Origin of the sequence: Aeribacillus composti, assembly GCF_031760945.1 — a bacterium.
Classification (GTDB): Bacteria; Bacillota; Bacilli; order Bacillales; family Aeribacillaceae; genus Aeribacillus; species Aeribacillus composti.
Map to the genome: position 1 here is coordinate 666,339 of NZ_CP134501.1, position 24,285 is coordinate 690,623.

At 39.5% G+C, this 24,285-nt stretch carries 18 protein-coding genes and 1 pseudogene; 13 read left to right on the top strand and 6 right to left on the bottom strand.

What is annotated here, in order from left to right; translation table 11 throughout:
* Window positions 1-40 precede the first annotated feature (40 nt).
* Window positions 41-1,645 carry an MFS transporter gene (locus RI196_RS03230; RefSeq protein ID WP_066248868.1) on the top strand — a complete coding sequence of 535 codons (1,605 nt, stop codon included), beginning with the start codon at window positions 41-43 and terminating at the stop codon, window positions 1,643-1,645.
* 183 nt (window positions 1,646-1,828) lie between these two features.
* Here the strand turns inward: RI196_RS03230 and RI196_RS03235 are convergent.
* Window positions 1,829-2,707 (bottom strand): annotated as a pseudogene (locus tag RI196_RS03235) (IS982 family transposase).
* A 128-nt stretch (window positions 2,708-2,835) separates the two neighbouring features.
* Window positions 2,836-3,294, bottom strand: coding sequence for a ferritin-like domain-containing protein (locus RI196_RS03240; protein WP_130158378.1), 459 nt, complete (start codon window positions 3,292-3,294; stop codon window positions 2,836-2,838).
* Window positions 3,295-3,628: 334 nt separating this feature from the next.
* On the opposite strand from RI196_RS03240, the gene RI196_RS03245 reads away from it, so the two are divergent.
* The 5 genes from RI196_RS03245 to RI196_RS03265 all read left to right on the top strand — a co-directional run bounded on the left by RI196_RS03245 (window position 3,629) and on the right by RI196_RS03265 (window position 7,962).
* On the top strand, window positions 3,629-4,168 hold the full coding sequence (locus tag RI196_RS03245; RefSeq protein WP_144597367.1) for an O-acetyl-ADP-ribose deacetylase: 540 nt from the start codon (window positions 3,629-3,631) through the stop codon (window positions 4,166-4,168).
* 353 nt (window positions 4,169-4,521) lie between these two features.
* Window positions 4,522-5,232 carry an AAA family ATPase gene (locus tag RI196_RS03250; RefSeq protein WP_063389224.1) on the top strand — a complete coding sequence of 237 codons (711 nt, stop codon included), beginning with the start codon at window positions 4,522-4,524 and terminating at the stop codon, window positions 5,230-5,232.
* A 92-nt stretch (window positions 5,233-5,324) separates the two neighbouring features.
* Window positions 5,325-5,798 carry a Cys-tRNA(Pro) deacylase gene (gene ybaK / locus RI196_RS03255; protein WP_066248834.1) on the top strand — a complete coding sequence of 158 codons (474 nt, stop codon included), beginning with the start codon at window positions 5,325-5,327 and terminating at the stop codon, window positions 5,796-5,798.
* A gap of 148 nt (window positions 5,799-5,946) precedes the next feature.
* Entirely contained in the window at window positions 5,947-6,237 is a 291-nt protein-coding gene (locus tag RI196_RS03260; RefSeq protein ID WP_063389222.1) for a phasin family protein, read from the top strand.
* A gap of 45 nt (window positions 6,238-6,282) precedes the next feature.
* On the top strand, window positions 6,283-7,962 hold the full coding sequence (locus RI196_RS03265; protein ID WP_144597365.1) for an ABC1 kinase family protein: 1,680 nt from the start codon (window positions 6,283-6,285) through the stop codon (window positions 7,960-7,962).
* 223 nt (window positions 7,963-8,185) lie between these two features.
* Here the strand turns inward: RI196_RS03265 and RI196_RS03270 are convergent, their stop codons facing one another.
* A complete protein-coding gene (locus tag RI196_RS03270) occupies window positions 8,186-8,992 on the bottom strand; it encodes a glycosyltransferase family 8 protein (RefSeq protein WP_066248838.1) in 807 nt (268 codons plus the stop codon).
* A gap of 201 nt (window positions 8,993-9,193) precedes the next feature.
* Between RI196_RS03270 and RI196_RS03275 the strand changes: the two genes are divergently transcribed.
* From RI196_RS03275 to RI196_RS03295, 5 genes are all read left to right on the top strand, one after another.
* Entirely contained in the window at window positions 9,194-11,413 is a 2,220-nt protein-coding gene (locus RI196_RS03275) for a helix-turn-helix domain-containing protein (protein ID WP_130158384.1), read from the top strand.
* 142 nt (window positions 11,414-11,555) lie between these two features.
* The gene (locus RI196_RS03280) at window positions 11,556-12,410 is read left to right on the top strand and encodes a 3-hydroxyacyl-CoA dehydrogenase family protein (protein ID WP_063389218.1); all 855 of its coding nucleotides are present in this window, start codon (window positions 11,556-11,558) and stop codon (window positions 12,408-12,410) included.
* Window positions 12,411-12,432: 22 nt separating this feature from the next.
* Window positions 12,433-13,212, top strand: coding sequence for an enoyl-CoA hydratase/isomerase family protein (locus RI196_RS03285; RefSeq protein ID WP_130158386.1), 780 nt, complete (start codon window positions 12,433-12,435; stop codon window positions 13,210-13,212).
* Window positions 13,213-13,372: 160 nt separating this feature from the next.
* Window positions 13,373-14,926: a class I adenylate-forming enzyme family protein gene (locus tag RI196_RS03290; RefSeq protein WP_130158388.1), complete on the top strand. Its 1,554-nt coding sequence runs from the start codon at window positions 13,373-13,375 to the stop codon at window positions 14,924-14,926.
* An 807-nt stretch (window positions 14,927-15,733) separates the two neighbouring features.
* On the top strand, window positions 15,734-17,452 hold the full coding sequence (locus tag RI196_RS03295; protein WP_311066884.1) for an acyl-CoA dehydrogenase FadE: 1,719 nt from the start codon (window positions 15,734-15,736) through the stop codon (window positions 17,450-17,452).
* An 897-nt stretch (window positions 17,453-18,349) separates the two neighbouring features.
* On the opposite strand, the gene RI196_RS03300 is transcribed toward RI196_RS03295, so the two are convergent.
* A complete protein-coding gene (locus tag RI196_RS03300; RefSeq protein WP_027725928.1) occupies window positions 18,350-19,579 on the bottom strand; it encodes an IS110 family RNA-guided transposase in 1,230 nt (409 codons plus the stop codon).
* Window positions 19,580-20,012: 433 nt separating this feature from the next.
* Between RI196_RS03300 and RI196_RS03305 the strand changes: the two genes are divergently transcribed.
* Together RI196_RS03305 and RI196_RS03310 are read left to right on the top strand one after the other, a co-directional pair.
* The gene (locus RI196_RS03305; protein ID WP_311066885.1) at window positions 20,013-21,236 is read left to right on the top strand and encodes an FAD-dependent monooxygenase; all 1,224 of its coding nucleotides are present in this window, start codon (window positions 20,013-20,015) and stop codon (window positions 21,234-21,236) included.
* A gap of 33 nt (window positions 21,237-21,269) precedes the next feature.
* Window positions 21,270-21,842 (top strand): hypothetical protein, encoded by a 573-nt coding sequence (locus RI196_RS03310; protein WP_311066886.1) that lies wholly within the window; start codon window positions 21,270-21,272, stop codon window positions 21,840-21,842.
* Window positions 21,843-22,125: 283 nt separating this feature from the next.
* Here the strand turns inward: RI196_RS03310 and RI196_RS03315 are convergent, their stop codons facing one another.
* Together RI196_RS03315 and RI196_RS03320 are read right to left on the bottom strand one after the other, a co-directional pair.
* Entirely contained in the window at window positions 22,126-23,394 is a 1,269-nt protein-coding gene (locus tag RI196_RS03315; RefSeq protein WP_311066887.1) for a phenylacetate--CoA ligase family protein, read from the bottom strand.
* A gap of 118 nt (window positions 23,395-23,512) precedes the next feature.
* A complete protein-coding gene (locus RI196_RS03320) occupies window positions 23,513-24,283 on the bottom strand; it encodes an IclR family transcriptional regulator (protein ID WP_063389210.1) in 771 nt (256 codons plus the stop codon).
* Window positions 24,284-24,285 lie beyond the last annotated feature (2 nt).

Genomic DNA, 24,285 nt, shown 5'->3' on the forward strand with positions numbered 1-24,285 from the left:
GACTTATTTGAAAGAAAAAGCATCTAGCCAAACATGGGCAATGATATTATTTACAATTGGCGTGTTTATGGCTGCTTTAGATAATGGAATCATTAGTGCTGCACTGACAACGATTAACAATTCGTTCGAAGTTTCTGCTAATTGGGGGGCATGGGGAGTTACCCTTTATACATTAGGATTAGCTATCAGTGTCCCGATCATCGGAAAAATATCGGATCGATATGGACGAAAAAAATTATTTATTGTTGAAATTGCTTTGTTTGGTTTGGGATCTTTACTTGTTGCTTTAAGCCCAAATTTTATTTTTTATTTAAGTGCTCGATTCTTACAGGCTCTTGGTGGAGGGGGAATCTTCATTATCGGTAGTTCACATGTACTAAGTACGATGCCGGTTGAAAAACAAGGAAAAGCCCTTGGAATGTTGGGTGGAATGAATGGGATTGCCGCCGTTTTGGGACCGAATATTGGCAGCATGTTATTAGATTTAACAGGTAAATGGCATGTATTATTTTTTATCAATGTCCCGATAGCGATATTTTTAATTATCTTTGGATGGGTAAAATTAGAAGAAACGAAAGACCCGGAAACTGGGCGTCTCGATTTGTTCGGAACGGTTTTACTATCTCTTTCCGTTTTAGGAATCATGTATGGATTGACGAATATCGAAGGTGTCGAATTTGTAGACAGCTTGTTGAGCCCAAATGTGTATGGTTTTATTTTATCGGGGATTGTTCTTTTCATTGCTTTGATTTTTCATGAAAGCAAACTCGAAAGAAATGGCGGCGACCCTGTTCTTCCTTATCGTTTGTTAAAACAACCTACGTACCTTTTAACTTTATTAATAGGGACTTTCTCTGGGGCGTTGCTGGCAGCCATGATTTTTATCCCGGCATTTACAGAACAAGTGCTCGGGATTGCGTCAGAAAATTCCGGGTATTGGTTAACACCCCTTGCAATAATGGCGGGAATCGGTGCATCTATGGGTGGAGCATTCGTTGATAAAAGAGGACCAATTTCAGCGGTGATATTATCGGGAATCATAACTTCCATCGGTTTTCTCTTGTTCCCGACATGGATTGATTCAAAATGGCAGTTCATTATTTCTTCGTCGGTTGCAGGTTTGGGAATGGGAATACTTCTCGGTGCCCCGTTAAATATTTTAGCGACAGAAACGCTGAAGTCGGATAAAGGTTCCGCACTTTCTACCTTATCGTTAAGCCGACAAATCGGTATGACCCTCGCTCCAACGATCTACGCAGGTTTCATCGCTAGGGGATTCAATCACATTCCCGAGTTATTTAAATCCCATTTTCCTATTATACTAAAGGAAAAGATAGGAGGGACGAGTTTAAGTTCGGAAGCCATGAAGGAGTTTTACCAACTATCTCAACAATTTGGTACGTCATCTGGGGAATTTTCCGAAAATCAGATGCTGGGAATCATCAATCAAGTCAAAGATCCAGGGTTAAAAGAAGTGATCCAATCGAGTGTCGATCAAATCACCTTAATGGCAGCACAAGATGGTTACAATGGACTCTTTTATTCTGCCGTAACCTTAGCGATCATGACAATTTTCGTTACTTTGATCCTAATTCCCATTCGCAAAAGAAAACTTGGGGAGACAAAGCAAGTTCATTCTTCATAAGCAGTTGATCATGTTTAAAGATGTTCACTTTTCATAAAGAATGAAGATCACCGGGAGGAGAAATGAAATTCGGTTAGTTAAGATGGTTTACATTTATCCGTTGGCTTTTACCTCCTAAATTCTTGCAAAAGAGAAATAACCTACAAAAATGTATATGACATTACCCATGGTGCTAGTTGAGCGTCAACGCTCAACTAGCCCAAGAACAACGAGCGAATAGGCCAATAAAATGGCATCAAGCGCCGTTTCAAATCCAGAGATCGAATTGGCGCGAATTTTCGTGATCCGAAATGAATCCACTAAAACCGAGAACGCGGTTTCGACGATTTTGCGTTTTCACTTCATCCATTGTTTCCATTCTTTTGATTGCACCACACGTTGATTTTTTCGGGCAGGCGTCCAAAAAGCGATCTTGTATTCATCGTACAGCTTCTTTTGCAGGGCTTGGCTCACATATCCTTTGTCGCCAAGTGTATACGGATGAGGAAGTTGAGTCATCACTGTTTCCGCAGCTGTCCGATCGTGGCAGGATGCCTCGGTCAGGACATATCCCATCGGAAGCGCTTGGTCGGTAATCTGAAGATGAAGCTTAAACCCATAGTAAACCATCTTTTTGGATGCACAATACCCAATATCTGCGATTCCTTGAAATCGTTTGACGCGATACATTCGTGCGTGGTGGCAGAGTTCAATGGGTAAGCTGTCCACTACCGCATAAGCGTGATGTTGTCCACGTTTGGCGAGTTGGTGACGAATCCATTTGATCGCCCAACGCAAAGAACGGCATCGACGGTTGTATCGAGAGCGCTCTAGGAACTTTTCCTTGGTGAACAGGTTTCCAATGACAAATCGATGCCAAGCCCGTTCCGAAGTAAAACCCAGCAATTTTCCAAGAACGTGAATGGCGATGATAACCTCATCCTCTTGCTTCAACAAATGACGATTTCGACGTTGCAAATACATCTGAATACAAGACAGTTGTGCTGATACAACGAATAAGATCGCGGTATATTGCTTTTGAATTTTTGCTTGGTTTATTGTAAAATGAAAGTGCTCTTGCATGGAACTTCTCCTTTTGAATGTTTGTTCGCACTTTCATTTTAAAGGAGATCCTTATGCAAGGGCTGTTTTTATGTCTCGAGATTTTATCTAGCACCACGGGTATATGACATTATCATTGTACACACATTTTAGCCGATTGTATCAATCGGCTTTTTTTTTTGTATGTCATGTAAAGCCTGATTCAAAAGGTCAAGATGTTTTATGTTTTTATCTAAAATTTGTTGAACAAGTCTGTAGCTTTGGTCATCTAAAGTTCCATTTACAATGTTCTGTGATATTTCAATACCACGTTTTTCACCAGCTAGTGCATCTTTTACTATATGGTCCGGTTCATTGTTGTGGTCTGTTAACATTTTAAATATCTCCATACTTTTCCCTTTGATTCCAGGATGATCAACTGGTTTTCCGCCAAGATCTTGTATTCTTTTCGTTATCTCCATCGCATGTTGCTGATGATTTTGCTGTAACTGTTGTAACAGTAATTTAAGTTCCGGTTGCTTAGCACGATTTATATATTCATTATAAGCGTGAATTGCCATATAATTTCCTTTTAAAAATTCATTTAAACTGTTTATAGCACGTCTCACTTCATGTCCTCCGCAATTTATTTTTAAAAGTATTTATAGTTTGATTTGTGTGGTAAAAAAATATGCAAGCTTTATTGTAACAGTTGGTCTTATATGTATTTTCCGATTTATATTTGTTATGATAAGACAAAGAAGAAATGGTTGTATGATGTCAATATGAAAACTCCTAAAGGTCGCACAATTGAGACATCATTGAATTGTTCAAATTCGTTCAAAAAACGATCGTGGATATAACACAATAAGGTTTAAAGTATCGTCTAATAGGGTTTCCGTAACTAGGAGCTGACTGTCAGTATACAAATTCATATTTGTATAAAAACGGAGGTTGATATTAATGAAAATCGTTATTAACGATACTGAATTGGAGGTAATAAAAGGCGATATTACAAAGTGTACTGTTGACGCGATTGTTAATGCGGCTAACAACGGACTTTTGGGAGGCGGGGGTGTCGACGGCGCGATCCATAGAGCAGGCGGGCCGGAGATTATGGAGGAATGCAAAAAGATCAGGGAAAGAACAGGAGGATGTCCGACCGGGGAAGCAGTTATTACTACTGCAGGAAATTTGCCCGCCAAATACGTTATTCATACTGTCGGACCAGTATGGAAAGGCGGAGCCTATCAAGAAAGGGAGTTGCTAAGAAATTGCTACATAAACTCCTTAAAGCTTGCGGAAGAGCATTTCGTGAAAACGATCGCATTTCCAAATATCAGTACTGGTGTTTATCGTTTTCCAAAGCATGAAGCGGCCCAAATTGCTTTAGAGACCGTTAAGGAGTGTATTCAAAATCAATTCATCCGAAGCATTCAATCAATATTGTTCGTTTGTTTTGATGACGAAAATTATCATATTTACAAGACGATGATCAGATAGGAAAAAACACTTTTTCGAATCAATGGCCACCATACAAAAATCATTTATTCGTTGGCGAGCTTTAATTGTAAACAATAAGTTTTTGCGACATATTTATCAAAAACTAAGAAAATATGCAGCGTTGAGACGAAAATCTCCATCGCCCGTTTCGTTTATAATGAAACTTTTTCAATGAATGCAGAAATTTGGAAGTCGGAATACAACATTTGATGATTTTCAAAGCGATCAACTTCAAAGGTCGCAATATTCCAAAAAATTTTTTCCATAAAACATCAAGCAATCGGCAGTTGTTTATTTTATGTGAAACGTGCACAGTGAATATGAAAATACGAACGACTTTGGAGATGAATTCAATGTATTTGAAAAGCCTCGAAATTTTAAGAAATAAAGATATTGATTTAAATAGCTACCCGTTTTCGATTCCTGCAATAAAAAATTTAAAATCCATTTCGTTTCGTTCCAATATTACTTTTTTTGTCGGGGAAAACGGTTCCGGAAAATCAACGCTCCTTGAGGCAATAGCTTATCAGTGTGGCTTTAATACAGCCGGAGGAGGCAAAAACAATAATTTTCATGTAGATGCTTCCGATGCGGCCCTTGGGGAATACATACGGCTGTCATGGATGCCAAAAGTGACGAACGGGTTTTTTTTGCGAGCTGAGACCTTTTATCATTTTGCGTCGTATCTCGATACAATTCCTGAAAGTCTCCCTTATTATGGAGGCCGTTCTCTTCACAAACAGTCGCACGGGGAAGCTTTTCTCTCACTTTTAACAAATCGTTTTGGAAAAAAAGCGATCTATCTGTTGGATGAGCCTGAAGCAGCACTTTCACCTGCTAGACAGCTGACTTTATTAAGAATCATAAAAGATTTGGAAAACGATGCGCAGTTTATTATTTCTACTCATTCTCCCATTTTACTCGGCTATCCAAATGCCCAAATCTTAAATTTTGATGAACATCCGCTAAAGGAAGTAAAATATGAAGAAACTATGCATTATATTATTACTAGGCGGTTTCTCGAAAATAGAAAAAAGGTGTTAAGTGAACTGTTTAACGATTGAGACACAACAGCCTGTATTGGAGATGCCGTCCATTTATATTTTTCATCACATCGCTCATCCTAAAATATTCTGCTTTTGGAGAGGTATAAACAATGAACACAAAAACAAACGCAATGCGAATTCTTGATAAAGAAAAAATACAATACAACGTGATTACTTACGATGTCCAAAAGGGGAAGGTTGATGGGATTTCTGTTGCACAAATGATTGGCAGAAGCCCTGAATCAGTATATAAAACATTAGTTGCTAAGAGCAGCGCCGGCAACATTTATGTATTTGTCATCCCTGTTGAGGCAGAATTAGATTTAAAAAAAGCTGCGAAAATAACAGGAGAGAAAAAAATCGAAATGCTGCCAGTAAAAGATTTACAAAAATGGACAGGCTATATCCGCGGAGGCTGTTCGCCGATCGGCATGAAGAAACATTACCCGACGATTATCGATTCAACTGCATTGGAACACGAGCATATTATTGTCAGCGGGGGCAAAATCGGCGTGCAAATGGAGCTCAGCGTCAAAGATTTGCAGCAAGTAACAGAAGCGAAGCTGGAAGATGTGACGAAATAACAAAAATAGCCGAATTTTATAAGATGTGGTTGTTGTTTTACACTTCGAAAAGAAAGTGAAGGAATTTTACTGAATAAAATAGAAGATTAAGGTGATAACAAGGATAAAGCCTCGTGTTGAAATTCGAAAGAAATGGAGGGCAAGCATAATGGATTTATTCAAAAAGGGATTGGCGTTCGGACTTGGTTTAGCTGTAGCAAGCAAAGAACAAGTGAAAAAGTTTGTAGATGAACTCGTGAAAAAAGGCGAGATATCGATTGAAGAATCAAAAGAAGTTTTTAACCAGCTAATCAAGCGCGGTGAAGAAGAAAAAACTGAACTGCAGCGTCTTGTTCGAGAGCAAGTGGCTCAGGTGATCAACAAACTAGATATAGCAACGAAGGAGGATATCCGAGAACTGGAAGAAAAGATTCGCAAATTGGAAAAGGAAGATGAGTAAAAGAGGACCTGTTAAAAGGTCCTTTGTTGTTGAGGAGGCGGTAAAGTGGTTGGAAAAAGGATGCGGCATATTGGCCGTTATCGGGATATCGCGTCTGCTTTAATTCGCAATGGATTTGGATTCGTCGTAGAGGAAATGGGTATTTCGCAATTTCTTTCTTTGCCGCAAAAAGCTTTTTTTGGCAGAAAAACTGAGCATCATTCCAAAACGATAGGTGAACGGGTAAGGCTTGTATTGGAAGAATTAGGCCCGACATTTATAAAATTAGGTCAAATTGCGAGCACCCGTCCTGATTTGCTGCCGGAGGAGATTATTAGTGAATTGGAAAAATTGCAGGATCGAGTTCCGCCTTTTTCTTTTGATGAGGTGCGTGAGATTGTTCAATCAGAATTGGGCGGTGAAATAGAAAAAATTTTTCGGCACTTTGATCATGCTCCGTTAGCTGCTGCTTCAATAGGACAAGTTCATCAAGCCGTTTTGCATTCGGGTGAAAAAGTGGCTATAAAAATTCAACGCCCTCATATTTCGAATGTGATTGAAACGGACTTAGAAATTCTTCAAGATTTAGCGGTATTAGCGGAGCATAGGCTAAAATGGGCTGCAAAGTATCAGGTCAGGGACATGATTGAAGAGTTTTCAAAGGCTCTTCGTGCTGAGCTCGATTATACCATTGAAGCCCGAAATGCAGACAAATTTTCTAAACAGAGTGCAAATGAACAAGCTGTCTACATTCCGAAAGTGTTTTGGGAGTACTCGACGAAAAGAGTATTAACAATGGAATATGTAGAAGGAATTAAACTAAATGAGATTGAAAAACTAAAAACAAATGGATACCATTTGGATCATATTACAGAAATTTTATCAAAAGAAATTTTCCGGCAAATATTTATAGATGGTTTTTTTCATGCCGATCCCCATCCTGGAAATGTCATCATTAAGCAGGGCGGAATCATTGCCTTCATTGATTTCGGAATGACCGGCCGGCTTACATCGGACATGAAGCATCATTTCTCATCATTAGTGATTTCTTTAATGAGGCAGAGTACGGATGGCGTCATGAAAGCCATTTTGCGCATGGGCATCGTTCCTGAAGATATCGATTTAAAGCAATTGAGAGCGGACATCGAAGATTTACGGGAAAAGTATTACGGTGTTCCGTTACACCAAGTCAGCATCGGTGAAGCTGTGAACGACCTTTTTCGAGCAGCTTTCAAACATTCCATCAAAATCCCTTCTGATTTAACACTATTAGGAAAAACGCTTTTGACGGTTGAAGGCGTGGTCGAAAAATTGAATCCAGATTTTAGAATTATCGATGTTGCTGAGCCTTTTGGTCGCCGGCTGGCAAAGGAGCGCTTGCATCCGAAGTATATCGCTGAAAATGCATGGAAACACGTAACAGATTATACAGAACTGCTAATGGATTTTCCAGCTTATGTAGCAGAGATCGCTTCTTTAATGAAGCGGGGCAGACTCCGCCATGAGATCACGATTCCGGAATTAGATCTTTTTCTGAAAAAACTTGACCGCATCAGCAATCGGTTATCGTTCAGCATCGTGCTATTGGCATTCAGTATTATTATGGTAGGGATTATTATTGGTTCTTCAATGGGAAGGCAATCAACACTGCTTTGGAAAATTCCAGCGATTGAAATCGGTTTTGGCGTAGCAACGCTCATGTTTTTGTGGCTGTTATTTTCCATTTTTAAGTCAGGAAAGTTTTAGTCAAAAAGAGCCGTCCAGAAAGTCAAATCCCCATTGAAAACAAAAAATCATTAACGTCGATATATCAACGTTTTCTAAAACATTAATTCATATCTCCAAAAGAATTTAAAAAAGTACTTGACTAAATGTAAGAAAGGGGTGTCAATAAGCCGAAAAAACGACTTATTAGACAAGCCCCTTTTATTAACGCGGAGATGTGATGATAAATGTTTTTTGCCGCTCTTTATAGTATTTCGTACTTTTTATAAAAAGCTCCCAGCTCTCCTTTATAGTTTTTTTGCCAAGGCTTGTCTTTCCCGCAATAATGGATAAAAACAGTATTCTCTTTTATCCACTCCATCCCATGCTTTGCATTTGGAAGCAATTTAATAATTTCATAATATCTTGCATCATAATTGTATCGATAACAATCAACAGGTTTAATTTTATCCCAGTATAAAGCATTGAGCACATCTTGATCAGGAAGGACAAGCTTTAAACGGTTTTCATTAATAAATGCATAGATATCTTCCAATTTCACTTCTTTCCGAATCCGTTCCAAATTCATAAGCAAAACGCCCGTATTAAAATATCCTTTCGCATTCGGGGTTTTAAGCCTTAATTTATTAAAAAGGTTGGCAACTTTTGTAGAATGTGTATGTTCAGAAGCAATAAACAAGCAATTTTCAAAATCACTATAGTAAAAATCTTTGATGGGATTGATTACAACGATGTCGGGATCAAGGTACAGAATTCGGTCCAAATCGTCTGGCAAAAATTGATGGGAAGCTAATCGATAATACATTTCTGATGTATAATGGCGAAAAACGGGTGCATCTTCAAAGAGCTTAGGGTCTACGTATATTGGATATAAACTTTGGTTATGACGTTTTACAAATTGATCCAATTCGTGTAAATCTTGATCGGAAATATTTGAATACATGATATATATCGAAAATTTTTCTTCAATATTATTTTGGAATAATGAATTTAACATAACTTTCAGCGGGGGAATATAATTTGAATTCAGTGTGACAAGAATATTGATCATTTGTACCATCCTCGCAAAAGATCGTAGCAAAATTTTTAAAAGCGTGGATAAAGCCACAGCTATTTAACAAATTACCATCAACGTTTTCATTTTTCAAATAAAATTTGTACGCAGCATTTGTTTTTGTTTAAATTGAATTATAGCATGTTTTTCATTTTTTGAAATATTGACACAAGCTTCTTCAAAAAGGAGGAGTCCTCTTTGACAGAATCAAAACGGGAAAAATTAATGAGAAAGATTGAAAATCATTTGCGAAAAACGGCTAGACATCTAGTGAAAATTGATACGGAGGAAGAGGCATTGCAATTTTTGGCTGATTCCTTCCGCTCCCAGTTTTCATGTGATTTTGTCGGCATCATTTTACAAGAGGGAGAGGAGCTGAGTTTGAAAGTTTGGAGCGGAGATTTGCAGAAAATAACGGAATCCTTTCCGCTGCAGGTTCAAAACTGTTCGCCGAATCTCCTTCACCAAAGCTTAACATATGATAAAGCAGAGCAAGCAGGCGACTGTCAGTTTACCAATTTAATGAAAAAAGAAAAAGTAAAAACGTGGTTTACAGTTCCTCTCAAAGACGATATGAGCAGCTTGGGCTTTTGCATTATTGCCTATCTTGACTACGTACCTCTGTTGGATATGAAGGCACATTTTGATGAATTCGGCAAAGATGTAGCTGTTGCAATTGCAATGGCAAAACAAAAAGAAGCACAAATTAAAAAAATCGAAGGGATCGAGTGGATCAGCAAAAATTTGTCGCTTGATGTGCCGCTTGAAAAAAATATTGAAACACTTGTGGAACGCGCCGGAAAAGGAACTAATGCAAGGATGGCTTGTATTTATTTATATAACGAAAAAGAAAATCATTTTATTTTTCAGCCTCCATCCTATGGTCCATTTGAAAAACCGGAACGGATTAATATTGAAACAAATTATGTTTTAAAGGAATACTTTCCGTTTTTGGATACTCCAGGCGGGTCTGAACTGACCGTTCCATTAATATTTGATTTGAAAACAATCGGTGTGCTTCATGTAGAAGAGAAACAAAAGGGAGTTTTTAATGAAGATGATTTGGAGATATTAAAGCTGCTTTCCAATCATATTGCCGCTATTTTGGAAAATGCCCGTTTATATAAAAACGAAAAGGAGCATAAAGAACGTCTTTACTTTCTGCTTGATTATCAGCACGCCCTCGTGAAAGAAACAGTTGAACATGACAATTTTGACGGTATTACGTCTGCTTTAAGAAGTCTTTTTTCCAAATCCGTCCTTTTGTTCGACCGTTTTATGAGGCCGATTTCTTGTTCCTTCCATCATTATGATTTATCAAATAAAGATGTAGAAAGGCTGATGGGCAGCGGAAATAAAGAGAGATTGATAGAAAACGGAAGGAAACTCCACATCCAATTGGATGACGGGGAAGAGCTTCATTTCCGGCTGTGGAAGGTGAACGGCGGAGGAAATTTGCTTGGGTTTTTGGCTGTCGAAATTGGCGAAAATGACATGGATGAATTTGATCAGCTGACAATTGATTTGGCAAGAAATATTTGTTCGATCCAATTTATCAAGCAGAAGCTTGTTTTGGATACAAAAGAGCAGGTAAAGGATAGTTTTGTCAGCAAATTGCTTGTGGAACGTATAGAGGATCAAGAGCGGATTTTACAATATGCGAATTTATTCCAATGGAACTTATTTCATCAGCACCGATTAGCGGTGTTGTCGATTTTATTAGATGAGAAGGAAACGGAAAACAGTAATTTGCTTGTTCAACAATCTAAAAAAACATTGATTTGGGACCAGTTGAAAACACAAATTTCCCGTTTCAGCAAAGAAATTATCATGGCGACAAACGATGGAAACTATATATTGATTGTTCCGGTAAAAGAAGAAGGCAAGCATCCAAAAAACTATTGGAAAGTATTTTATAGAAATATAAAAAATTGGGTTCGAGAAGGCAATATTGAATGCCAAGTATTCATGGGGATCGGCGGTAAAACTGAAAATTTAAATGATTATTATATTAGCTATCAGCAGGCTATCCAAGCTTTGAATGTCGTGTTTCACAGGTTTCGCCACAAAGGGTTTGCTTTGTTTGAGGAATTGGGTGCTTACACTATTTTACATCATTTAGATAATAAAGAAGCGGTGGAATTTTTCATCAAAAGGCATCTTGAACCGTTATTGAATTATTCGGAAGGGAAAAGTATGGATTTATTCCATACGCTGCGAGCGTTCCTTTATAACAACGGAAATATTAAAAATTCGGCAGAAGAGCTGTTTATTCATCGAAGCTCCCTTCTTTATCGTCTTGAAAAGATTGAATCGCTGCTGGAAATTGATTTAAATGATGCTGATCATCGATTTAATATGATGATGGCTTATAAGCTTTATGACCTGTATTATTCAAAAACAACTGAAAGAATATAAAAGCGCCACAGCGTTTTTTCCACAAAATTGTTGATAGAAGAGAAGCTTTTTCCGTATTTTGTAGGTGTTTATTTCATTTTATATTTTCTATAATAATTTACAGAATATTAATAAAGTTATGTTTTTAAAAGGAGTTGTGACTATGACGATATCTAAAGTCGGGGTAGTTGGAGCAGGCTCGATGGGAAGCGGCATCGCCAATTTGGCCGCCATTTCAGGATTTCAAGTTATCTTGCATGATGTCGAACAAAAATTTCTTGATAACGGCTTATCAAGAATAAATAAATTTATGGAAAAAAGCGTTGCAAAAGGAAAAATGACCGAAGAGCAAAAAAAGGAAGTTTTGGAACGAATTCAAGTTACGACAAATTTGGAGGATTTTAAACAGGCTGATATTGTGATTGAAGCTGTTATAGAAGATTTGGAAGTGAAAAAAAGCGTTTTCGCGAAATTGGATCAAATTACATCTGACCATGTGATTTTGGCAACAAATACTTCTTCCATGTCCATAACAGAGATTGCGTCTGCAACGAACAGGCCGGAACGCGTCGCAGGAATGCATTTCTTCAATCCTGCGCAGATCATGAAATTAGTGGAAGTTGTTCGAGGATATAAAACAAGCGATGAAACAGTAGTAGAACTGAAGGAATTTGCGAAAAAGCTGAATAAAGAGCCGGTGGAAGTGAAAAAAGACACTCCAGGATTTATTGTCAACCGTATTATGATTCCGCAATTTATTGAAGCGATTAAGCTGCTCGAAGAAGGGGTAGCTACAGCGGAAGATATTGATAAAGCGGTTACGCTCGGGCTGAACTATCCTATGGGGCCGTTCACACTTCAAGATTTTGCCGGTGTTGATATCGGCTACTACGTAATGGAATATATGAAAAATGAGTTTAATGATAATCGTTTCGCACCTCCAATGCTTCTAAAGCAATTAGTAAGAGCAGGAAGACTTGGAAGGAAAACAGGAGCCGGTTTTTACGACTATGACTAATCATGAGAATGGAGGACTGAAGATGAGCTTGGAATTTTTAACATGCGATATTGAACAGCATGTAGCAGTTGTCACCATCAACCGCCCGCCTGTCAACCCGCTGAATTCAAAAGTATTTAAAGAGCTTGTAACCGTTTTTAACGAGCTGGAAGAAAACAGCCAAGTAAGAGTCATTATTTTAACAGGCAGCGGTGAAAAAGCATTTGTTGCCGGAGCAGATATTAACGAAATGGCTGATCTCGATCTTGTTGGCATGATGAATATGAACCGTGTGTCAAGGGAAGCTTTTTCAAAAATTGAAAACGCATCCAAACCTGTCATTGCTGCCATTAACGGTCTTGCTTTAGGCGGAGGCTTAGAGCTTGCATTGGCTTGTGATCTGCGGATTTGCTCGGAAAAAGCTAAATTTGCTTTCCCTGAAGTCGGTCTTGGCATTATTCCTGGCGGCGGAGGCACCCAGCGTCTGCAAAAAATTGTCGGTCAAGGCATTGCTAAAGAATTACTTTATTTTGGCGACATGTTTGATGCTAACAGAGCGTTGGAGCTTCATATAGTGAACAAAGTTGTACCTGGCGAAGAACTGCTGGCAACTGCCAAACAATGGGCAGAAAAGCTAGCCCAAAAACCGCCTGTAGCTCTTCGTATGCTGAAAATAGCTGTCAATGCTGGCAGCAATGCTGATCTGGAAACAGGATTGACCCTTGAAGCATCTAGTTTTGCCAATGCCTTTTCAACAGAAGATCGAAAAGAAGGATTGAAAGCGTTTGTAGAAAAGCGCAAGCCGGTTTACGTTGGAAAATAATAAAAGCGATACAACCGACTTCATGTTGAAAAGGTTATTTTATATAGAAAAAGTCATCGAACAAATCATGTAATTTCACGAAGTGTCCGATATGAAATGACTCAGGATGCTTCGTGTCTTACATGTTTTGAATATTTGCGTAAGAGGAGATGGCGAAGCAATGAACAATTATTTGTTTTCGGTGTACGAGTTGGTAGAACATACGGTGAAAGCCTATAAAGATAAAGAAGTGCTCTATGACCTGAAAAACAGATTGACCTATGGCGAATTTTTTCAAGAAGCTAACCGGCTGGCTGCGGGTTTGAAAAAGCTGGGGATCAACAAGGGAGATCGAGTCGCTGTTTGCTTGCCAAACTGGAACGAAACAGCCGTTATTTTTGTAGCAGCGGCCAAAATAGGTGCAATTCTAGTTCCGTTTAATCCGAAGTATAAGCATCACGAAGTGGAATACATTCTCAAAAATTCGGAGCCAAAAGTGTTGTTTGTAACGGAACAGTTTGATGAAAACATTGGATTTAAGCAAGCGTTCCAAGTTGTAAAAACTTTGATTTCTGTTCGTTTTGAACATCCTGATCTATTATCCTATCAAGAAGTAGCGTCTTCCGCGTCAGAAGATGCTCCAGCTGAAAAGCTAGATGTCAACAACGATTTGTTTTGTTTATTGTATACATCAGGAACGACAGGCATTCCGAAAGGTGTAATGATTAGCCATCGCGCCATTGTTCAATCAGCTAATATTATGGCTAAAACGATTAGATGTACTGAAAAAGATGTGTTTATCGTTCCTGCTCCTTTATTCCATATTTTTGGAATGGCCGTCAATTTGTTTTGTGCGATCTCTTGCGGCGCAAGAATCATTTTGCAAGAGAAATATCATCCGAAGGAAACATTAAAATTAATTGAACAGGAAAAAGTGACGATCAAACAAGGAGTTCCCGCCATGTTTATAAAAGAATTAGAACAAGAAGATTTTGAAGATTATGACCTTTCTTCATTGCGAGCGGGTATTGTCGGGGCATCACCTATTCCACCAAACAAAGTGAAAGAAATTCGGGAGCGGATGGGAATAAACTTGTGCCAATCATACGGAATTACCGAAACAGGATCTGTTACTGCGACTGACTATGATGAACAGGATGAACGAGTGATATTGGAAACTGTAGGAAAACCGATCGAAGGTGTAAAGCTGAAAATTGTAGACGAAAATCGGCAGGAGCTCCCTCCAGGCGAAGTTGGTGAAATTGCCATCCACAGCTTTGGCACCATGAAAGGGTATTACAAAATGAAGGAACAAACAGAGCAGGTTTTGGATAAAGAAGGATGGTTTTATACGGGAGATCTCGGAGTGTTGGATGAAAAAGGAAACCTTCGTTTCGTCGGGCGAAAAAAAGAAATGATCATTCGTGGAGGCTTCAACATTTATCCGCAGGAAGTCGAGGCAGTTTTAACTAAACACCCTCAAGTTGTCGAAGCAGCTGTCATAGGCTTGCCTGATGAAGTAATGGGCGAATCAGTTTGTGCTGTTATAAAGCTGAAAAAAGGCGCAGCTTGCACAGAGGAAGAATTAAAAGAGTTTGTTAAAGCGCAAATGGCATCATACAAAGTTCCAAACAAAATTATTTTCACAGAAGATTTTCCTGTCACAGCGAGCGGTAAAATTCAAAAGGTAAGACTGAAAGACCAAGTGATGGAAAAATTTAATTTCAATGCGTAAATGGTTCGATGAAAAGAAGAGTTTAAGAACAGCTTATCGGCTGAAACATTGAAACTCCGGCGATGATTTGGAAAATATCGGGATATCTTATGAAGTAAGCATCAATTCCATATAATGTTTCCTGTTGGTTTCTTTACACTGCCGGCCGGCATTATTTATGTAACTCGTCGTAACGGACAGTTTTGCCATGGTATTGAAGTCATTCATGCGTTTGATGTTCATGTGCGATTTGGAAGCTGGTTTATTGACTGAATAATTGAGTTAGAATTTCCGAAAATTCAGATAAAATAACAATATCTCAAATCTATTATTTTTACTTCCAATCTTTTGAAATTTGAAAACGATTGCAAAAAATGTTCATAAGCGTTTGATGATTGTGCATGCTCATTTGATTTCATTTGCGAGATCCGGATTTTCTTAATCTTTTGGCGGCTCCCTGCTTCTATTCTTGTCTTTTTTCGATATTGCAGCAGCAATTACTTACCTTCCATATAATTTGTCGTCTCTTGATGAGCTTTTCAGCCGTTATTTCGGCTGACTCCGCCTCTTTTTTTGGACGCAAAGGAAAATTGATGTATGATTTGGAATTTCCCGCTATTCTTTCGTGCCTTTAGCTTTTGTTCTTTCCATTATGTATGTGATGCCATTATGTTTTGCGCTTCCATTCAGCAAGCTTATACAGATGCCGGTGGTTATGGGGACTGTTTTCAGCTTATTGGTGCAAATGCACTTTTCTTGTTTTTGCTCTAATAACAGGTGAAGCAGCTTTGGGAGAAAATGAATGGTAAAAAACAGAGGTGTTATAAAATGGAACAATTTTCAAGCAACCCTTTTTTGAAAAAAGTGATTTCTTTAGATGATATATTTACACCGGAGAATTTTACTGAAGAACATCGCATGATAGCTAGCACTGCATCAGCCTATGTGGAACAAGAAGTTTTGCCTGTTTTGCCGGAAATAGAAAAACAACAATTTGATCAATCGATTGAGCTCTTAAGAAAAGCAGGAGAATTAGGTCTATTAGGATCAGATGTGCCTGAAGAATACGGAGGGCTTGATTTAGACAAAATCAGCTCGGTTATCATCATGGAGGAAATTGGAAAGACGAGATCTTTTTCAACAACATTTGGAGGGCAAATTGGAATTGGCTCCCTTCCGATTGTGTATTATGGAACAGACGAACAAAAGGAAAAATATTTGCCTTACGTAGTTAGCGGCGAAAAAATTGGTGCGTATGCATTGACAGAACCGTCGGCAGGAACGGATGCCTTAAGTATCAAAACGTCAGCACGATTGTCTGATGACGGCAAATACTATTTAATTAATGGCGAAAAACAATTTATTACTAATGCATCTTTTGCAGATTTCTTTATTTTGTACGCGAAAGTGGACGGTGAGAAGTTCACCGCCTTTATTGTCGATAAAAACAGTGAAGGGATTACAATAGGACCGGAAGAAAAGAAAATGGGTTTAAAAGGCTCTTCAACAACACCGGTCATTTTGGAGGATGTAAAAGTTCCGGTTGAAAATGTATTAGGGGAAATTGGCAGGGGACATTTGATTGCGTTTAACATTTTGAATAACGGCCGCCATAAAATATCAGCGGCAAGCCTCGGCATGGCAAAAAGAGCATTGGAGCTCGCCGTTCAGCATGTAACAGAGCGGAAACAATTTAATCGGCCGCTGTCGCAATTTCCGTTAATTCAAGAAAAAATAGCCGACATAGCTGCAAAAATATTTACGATTGAAAGCATGGTATATCGTTCTGCCGGCGAGTTGGATCGGGGATATCAGTACTGTAAAGAAAATAATATACCGTATAGAGATATTTTAAAACAATTTGCAGTGGAAGCTTCGATCAACAAGGTGTTTGCCTCCGAAGCGCTGGATATCATTGTGGATGAAGTGCTGCAAATGCATGGCGGATACGGTTATATTTCCGAATATGAAGTGGAGCACCTTTACCGCGATTCAAGGATTAACAGAATATTTGAAGGAACAAACGAGATTAACCGGATGATTATTGCCCAAACACTGCTGCAATCAAAAGCGGAATGGCCGGATTTCAGAAAGCTGGATGAAGGTCCATCTGAAGAAATGGCGCAGGAGTGGGAGCTGCTGTCCAACTTGAGAAGGCTCGCGGGACAAGCGATGGAAATGATTTTACAGTCATTTGAAAATTATAAGGAAGAACAAGAAATTTTAGCATGGTTGGCAAATTTGGCCATTTCGATTTATGCAATTGAAAGCAATTTATTTCGAGTGGAAAAATTACTTGCAAATAAAGCTCAGAAAAAAATAAAAGAAAAGAAACTATTGGCAAAAATTTTCGCATATGAGGCATCTAGTAAAATCGTGTCAGAAATGTTCAAGTTCAGTGTGTTACACGATGAACAAATAAAGCAGCAAAAAGAAAAATTATTTAAAACGATTCAATCAAGCAACAATGATTTTGTTCATGATAAACGATTGATAGCATCTGCCGTTATAACTGCCGGAAATTATTCAGGCATTCACAAGCTATAATCGATTGTTTCTTACGTGGATGTCCGATAAGTTCCAAAAATAATTCAAGTAGGGCTGTTCAGGAAGTCAATTCTCCATTGAAAACAAAAAATCATAAGCATCATATATAACGTTTCTAAAACATTTAAGGGGGCGTCATAAGCCGAAAAAACGACTTATTTGACAGCCCCCTTAATATATTTCGATTTTTGTTTGAAGGGGCTGTCCAAAAAGTCAGGGTTAACTGACTTTTTGGAGCCCCTTCATTTTAGGGACTTATCGGACAGACCATTTTTTCTATCTTGTTTATATCCTTCAGAAGTCTTATGAAGGATTTTTCTTATGCTCTCTTTCTTAATTACGTTCTCCAAACGTTTTATGACGAACATTCAGCACATACAATTGCTTCTTGTTGAACTTCATTACCTCTAGAAGGACATTTACAAATTTTATTCGATTATTTTGTCCTTCACAGTAGTATTTCTCCCAAATCCTTCATTTTAGGAACTCATCGGACAGCCCTTTTCAGCATGTATGAGCTGATGCCGCAATCCCAAACTCAACATATACCTTATCGAGCTCCCGCAAAGAAAATCTGGCACCTTGCAGATGCGAGGGGCATTCAATTTAAAAAAATAACAAAGGTATTTTATTTGTCCCGCATAGAGGAACAAATGAGTGACGAATAAAGAAAAAATGCCATTATAATAGAATCATAGTAAGCGTTTCCATCAATCAATCAATCCATCCATTTCATTTATGTAAAGTCCTGCGGTAATATGTCAAGGTGAAAAATCATAGAAATTGGAAATTCCCTTGTCCGATGATCCGAAAAAAGGCAATACTGAAGAAACCCAGTATTGGTACATGTAATAAACTGGGTCTAAAGGTTGATATTGGTATACCAGATCGATCCTCTTATCGATCTTCCCCCTTTCTTGGCGTGTAGATTTGACCGTTGCGTAGCAGCGCATCGATCACACGCACGAGTTTTCTAGCGGTGAGGACGAGGGCTCGTTTATGTTGGTGTTTGGGCACTTCCTCATACTTCTTCCGGTAGTACGCACGAAACGTCGCATCATGCCGTTGCACCGAGTTGGCAGCCTCCACTAGGTAGTAACGGAGATAGCGATTGCCGGAACGAATGAGGGAGGTGTCCTCGGCTTGAAAACGGCCCGATTGGTGCTTGGACCATGTCAAGCCGGCATATTTTGCCAAGGCGGCCTGGTTGTGAAACCGCTCGATTTGCCCGATTTCGGCCAGGATGCCTGCGGTATAAACCGGTCCGATGCCTGGGATGGTTTGCAGTGTGTTCGGAATGCCTTCAAGATGGCGGGTAATGGCTTTATCGAGCTCTTTGAGCTGCGATTGCAGGCTGCGGATTGATTGAATCGACAGCCCTAACAGCAAGTCGATGGAATCCTCGACACACTTGGACAACCGATACGACGAACGGGCCGCCTTTTGAATCGACTTGGCGATGCATTCCGGATCGGCAAAGCGATTGCGCCCTTTTTGGCGCAGGAAGTCGGCCAACTGCTTGACATCCATTTGGCAGATGTCATCGAGGCTCCACGACTCAAGCAGCAGTTCGAGAATGGCATGTCCGAAGATCGAACTGTCCACCTCTTGGGTAAAGGAACTGCATTTGTAAAACAAGTGCTGGAGAAAATACTGTTTCTCACGGGTTAACTGGTGGACGAGATGATATCGCATGCGTGTCAGTCGCTGAAGCGCGAGAAACTGCTCCTTGAGGACAGCCGTCATCTTCAGACGGCCGAAGCGAAGCCGATCCGCAATGATCCAAGCATCGATGTCATCCGTTTTCTCCAAGTCGACATAGGCTTCTTTAAACTTGCGAATGAGCTTTGGATTGATCGTAAACACCTTGACGTTCCAAGCCTGCAAGGCCTCCTGCTGGTGGAAAAACATAGCTGGATGCCAACTGTAGACCGAGGTGGCTTCCATCCCGATCAGAATTTCGGTTGGCTTTCGCTTGTTAGCCCACAGGAGGATTTGATCCCGAAGGAAGGTGGCGCCCAGAAGATGATTATCCACTTTGAAGCGTGCGCACGTATTTCCTTCATGATCCATAATGCAGGTGGCTAAGTCGCGTGAGCTCACGTCGATCCCGACGTAGAGTTTCATGAGATCACCTCCTATTGTTGTAGGATCGAGGGGTAGGACTCTTCGGGATGCCCCCGGATCGCGCCTGTTGACCAGTCACCCTCGCATATGAGAACTCACGTTGGACCATGGGCTGCCCTGGAAGCTGCTCCTTCCAGCATGGGGAAAACCAACGGGAACAGCCTGCGGGTTAGACGTCCAAACAGGGGCCGAGGAGACAGACTTTACAAGTAGTCAAAGCTACAGGAGTGAGAAGAGTATCCCCGATGATCCTAAGACCATTATCCAGGAACATTGCGAAAAGTCCAACCCCGGTACGCTCAACCCTTTGTGGGAGGGGCGCGCCCCTCCCACAAAGGCAACCACCCAAGATATGCGATTGTCAAGGAGCGTATCGGACTGGAAATTCGATAAAAAAACTTTCTGAAACTTAGTATACGAGGAGAGATATGTCATGAGCAACAAGCGTACAGTTGTCGTTGTAGGCGCCGGTCCAGTTGGCCTTGTAGCAGGATTGGCACTTAAAAAAAGAGGAATTTCTTCTGTCGTGATTGAAGCAGAGCCGAAAGGGCGGCCAAGACCTGGAAGCCGAGCAATTTATATTCATAACGCAACGTTGAAGCTGCTTGAAAGCATTGATGAAGGACTTGGTTTTGAAATTGCGAGAAATGGTGTTGTCTGGCCGATAAAACGCACGATTTATAAAGGGAAAGAAGTGTACGTAAGAAATTACGGTGTGACGGATACTAGTGATCCGACAAAGCTTCCGCCATTTACGTCGTTACATCAAAATCATATTGAATCGATTATATATGATTATTGTGAAAAAGCCGGCGTTGAATTTGTATGGGATGCCCCTGTGAAAGAAGTGATTTCAGAAGAAGACGGCATTAAAGTGGTGACAGAAAAAGGGGATGTTTGGGAAGCGGAATATGTGATTGGTTGTGACGGCGCTCGTTCTGTCGTCCGTGAAACAGCAGGATTAAAATTTGAAGGGCCAAGAACAAAAGATACATTTCTTGTCGTTGATGTTGAAGAAGATGAAAACGATCCGCTGCCGCTTGAAAGGGTTTTCCACTATCAGCATCCGGCAATGGGCGGGCGGAATGTAATGTTTGTACCGTTCAAAGGCGGGTGGAGAATCGACCTTCAACTGCTGGAAGACGATAATCCAGATGAATATTCGGAAGTGGAAGGAGTAAAAAAATGGCTTCCGAAAGTTATGGATCCTAAATATGCAGAACGGATTACGTGGGTATCATCATACAGATTTCATCAAGTTGTCGCCAATTCATATACAGACGAAAAACGAAGAGTTCTGTTGGCAGGAGAAGCTGCCCACTTATTTGCACCATTTGGTGCTAGAGGGCTGAATTCGGGGGTTCCTGATGCTTTAATTGCTGTTAAAGGAATTGAAAAGGCTCTTGATGCTTCAAGCGAAGAGAAAAGACGCGAAGCGATTGAAAAAGCGGCAAATGAACGGAGAATTGCAGGCTTGTGGAATCGCAACAGCTCTTCGACTGCATTGCATCACCTGCAAGGAAATTCTCCAGAAATGAATTTAAAAAGGGAAATTGCTGCATCTTTAACAGCCATTGTGCCGAAATTAGGAAGATGGCTTGATGAAGGCCCTTATGGCCCGAAATTTGGTCCGCCTGAATTAACAACAAAATATTAATCGCTTTTGATTTTAGATAAAGGGGTGGAAAACATGTCAATTACGCTCATTGAGAACCAGTCTTCATATGATTTCAAGCATGAACGAGTCAATCAAATGGCGGATCGTCTGCTAAACATTAACTGGTACCAGCATGTCGGAACAATTCATGATGACGTCCAGAATAAAGCAGAAAAATTTTTGCAATCACTGAATATAGCAAATTACGAAATTAAGTGGATTTCAAAAGATGAAATTGGAAATATATACGATACCATACGGTTAACTAACAGCTCTTTATGGGAAGCATTGAAGGTGCTGCCTGACAGGCTGAAAGAGAAAATTGATCAATCCGGACAAGAGGAAATTTTGAACGAAATCGTCTATCACTTGCCGGAAGCTGTATTTCATGAAGTCTATAAAGGTGCCTTCAAAACATTTTCAGATGAATCATTCATTCGATTTTTAGTTGGCCATGCCATGTACATCAGCGTGTTGGCATGCGCATGGGAATTGGCTGCAAATATAAACGGATGGGGAGAAAATCCATTTGCCTATTTAGTTGATATTTTAGAAATGGGACATATTCCATTAGGTTCAAACAACCAAACATTTTATATCATGTAGGGGTTCCATATGTGTGCGGCAGCCATATTTTCGTGCGAAAAGCATGTAAAGGAATCGCTGAAGCTGTTAGATGCACCGCATGTCATTATATTAAGTCATTACACGAAAAAGAAATGCAAGTTTTGTCAGAAAAAAGCCGTTTTTAAGTTTGAAGAATAAAATTATGCAAAATAGCAGCCTTGTCTTCTTACAGATGAAGCAAGGCTGCTTTATTTTTTGGAGATAAGAAAATCTTCATCCTTTTCTAGTTATGCGGAAAACGTTTTCAAAAATATATATGTGTTTATCTTTTTTTTCGATTGTCCACAACCCTTCTCGCTTTCATTGTAAAGCGAGGCAGCTCGTTGTCTGGAACTTTTTCAACTTGAATTCTTAAACCGACTCGTTCTCTTAATTTTGTTGCGAGGATAGGGACGATTTGTTCAGAATCGGATTCAATTTCCACTTTGATTTGATCCATCTCATTTTCTGTGTAGTACACGATGCGAAATTCTTTCACTTCTTTGAATTCTCGAATAATGGATTCGATGGAAGACGGGTAAATGTTAATGCCCCGTATTATGACCATATCGTCTGCGCGGCCGAGAATTCCTCCAGGGAAAAATTGATAGGAATTGCCGCATTCACATTGCTGATCAGACCGGATCACGATATCGCCTGTCCGATAGCGAATAACCGGATAGCTTTCTCTTCCTAAATTGGTTAATACTAATTCTCCTTTTTCACCAACTTCCACCGGCTCCAACGTGTTAGGATTGATCACTTCTACGATAAACTCCGATTCATTGACATGAATCCCTTTTTGTTCTGAACAAGAATAACCGTATGCTCCCATCTCTGTCATGCCTACTTGGTCATATAAAACGGCTCCCCACAAACTTTCAATTTGCTTTCGTGTAGAAGGGACAGAGGCTCCAGGTTCACCAGCCGTAATGATTTTTTGGACAGGGCCATTTTTTATATCAATGTCGTTTTCTTCCGCTACTTCCGCCAGATGTAAAGCGTAGCTTGGAGTACAGACTAGTACTGTTGCTCTGTTTTCTATCATGCTTCTCAATCGCTCAATCGAAGTTTGGCTGCCGGATGAAATCGAAAGGGCACCTAATCGTTTTGCTCCTTCAAATGCAGCCCAAAATCCAATAAAAGGACCGAACGAAAAGGCGAAAAATACTCTGTCTTTTTTCGTAACTCCGCTGGAGCGATAAACTTCCAGCCAGCATGTTTCCCACCATTCAAAGCTTTTTTTTGTATCTAAAATTTTCAGCGGTTTCCCTGAAGTGCCGGAAGTTTGATGGTATCTTACATATTCCTCTAAAGGGTATGAATGGTTTTTGCCGTATGGAGGATGATTGTTTTGATCGTCGACCAATTCCTTTTTCATTGTGAAAGGAAGCTTTTTCATTTCTTCCAAAGATTGCAGCGGAAGCTTTAAACCGGCAAGTTTTTCTTTATAAAATTCATTATGATTCAAAACAAAATGTAACAATCGATTCAGTTTTTGCAATTGCAGCGACCTAAGTTCATTTTCTTGTGTTTGTACTGTATGAACCATGAATATTCCTCCCTTTTAGACTTGTAGCTAGTTTCTTATCATAGTCAGAAAAGAAAGAAAAAGGAATATTCTAGTTCTTTTATACAAAACAAAAAATTCAAAATTTTAAAAAATGTACTCATTTTCCGTCGATATACCCTAAATGCTCTGATATGCTTTTAGCTGCTTGCGTAATATGTTCAATAAAGACTGGAAACCGATCATCTGTCATTCTGGCAGTTGAGCCAATCATGGACAGTGAAGACACCACTTTGCCGGAATAATCGCGAATTGGTGCTGCGATCCCGACATACCCGACATAAAATTGGTCTTTTGATATGGCAAATCCTTGTTTTTTAATTTTTTTTAACTCATTTTTTAAAATGTCTGGATCGGTGATCGTATAGGGAGTGTATGCATATAATTTTTTCGACAAAACTTTTTCAATTGTTCGTTTGTTTTGATAAGCCAGAATGCATAACCCTTCACTTGTGCAATGAATCGGATTTTTCCGCCCTATATATGTTAACAGCCGATCGGGCTGGCTGCTTTCAATTCGGAACAAATACACTACTTGATCCTCTTCCAAAAGACAAATATGGGCGGATTCATTTAATGTGTGAACAAGCTTTTTTACAATAGGCAGCGCTTCTTTGTATAACTCATGATTGCTGAAAATCACGCCTCCTAATGTTAGAATCGAAAGGCCTAATCGATACTTGTTTGTCCGGGGATTTTTTGATAAAAATCCTTCCTTTACAAGCAATGAAACAAGGCGATGGGCGCTGCTTTTGGAAATATTTAATTTTTTTGATATTTCGGTAATCCCTAGCTCTTTTTGTTTATGTGTAAAAAGACGCAGAATTTTCATTGCGTTCTTCACAGATGACAGCAAATATTTTTCGCTCATGT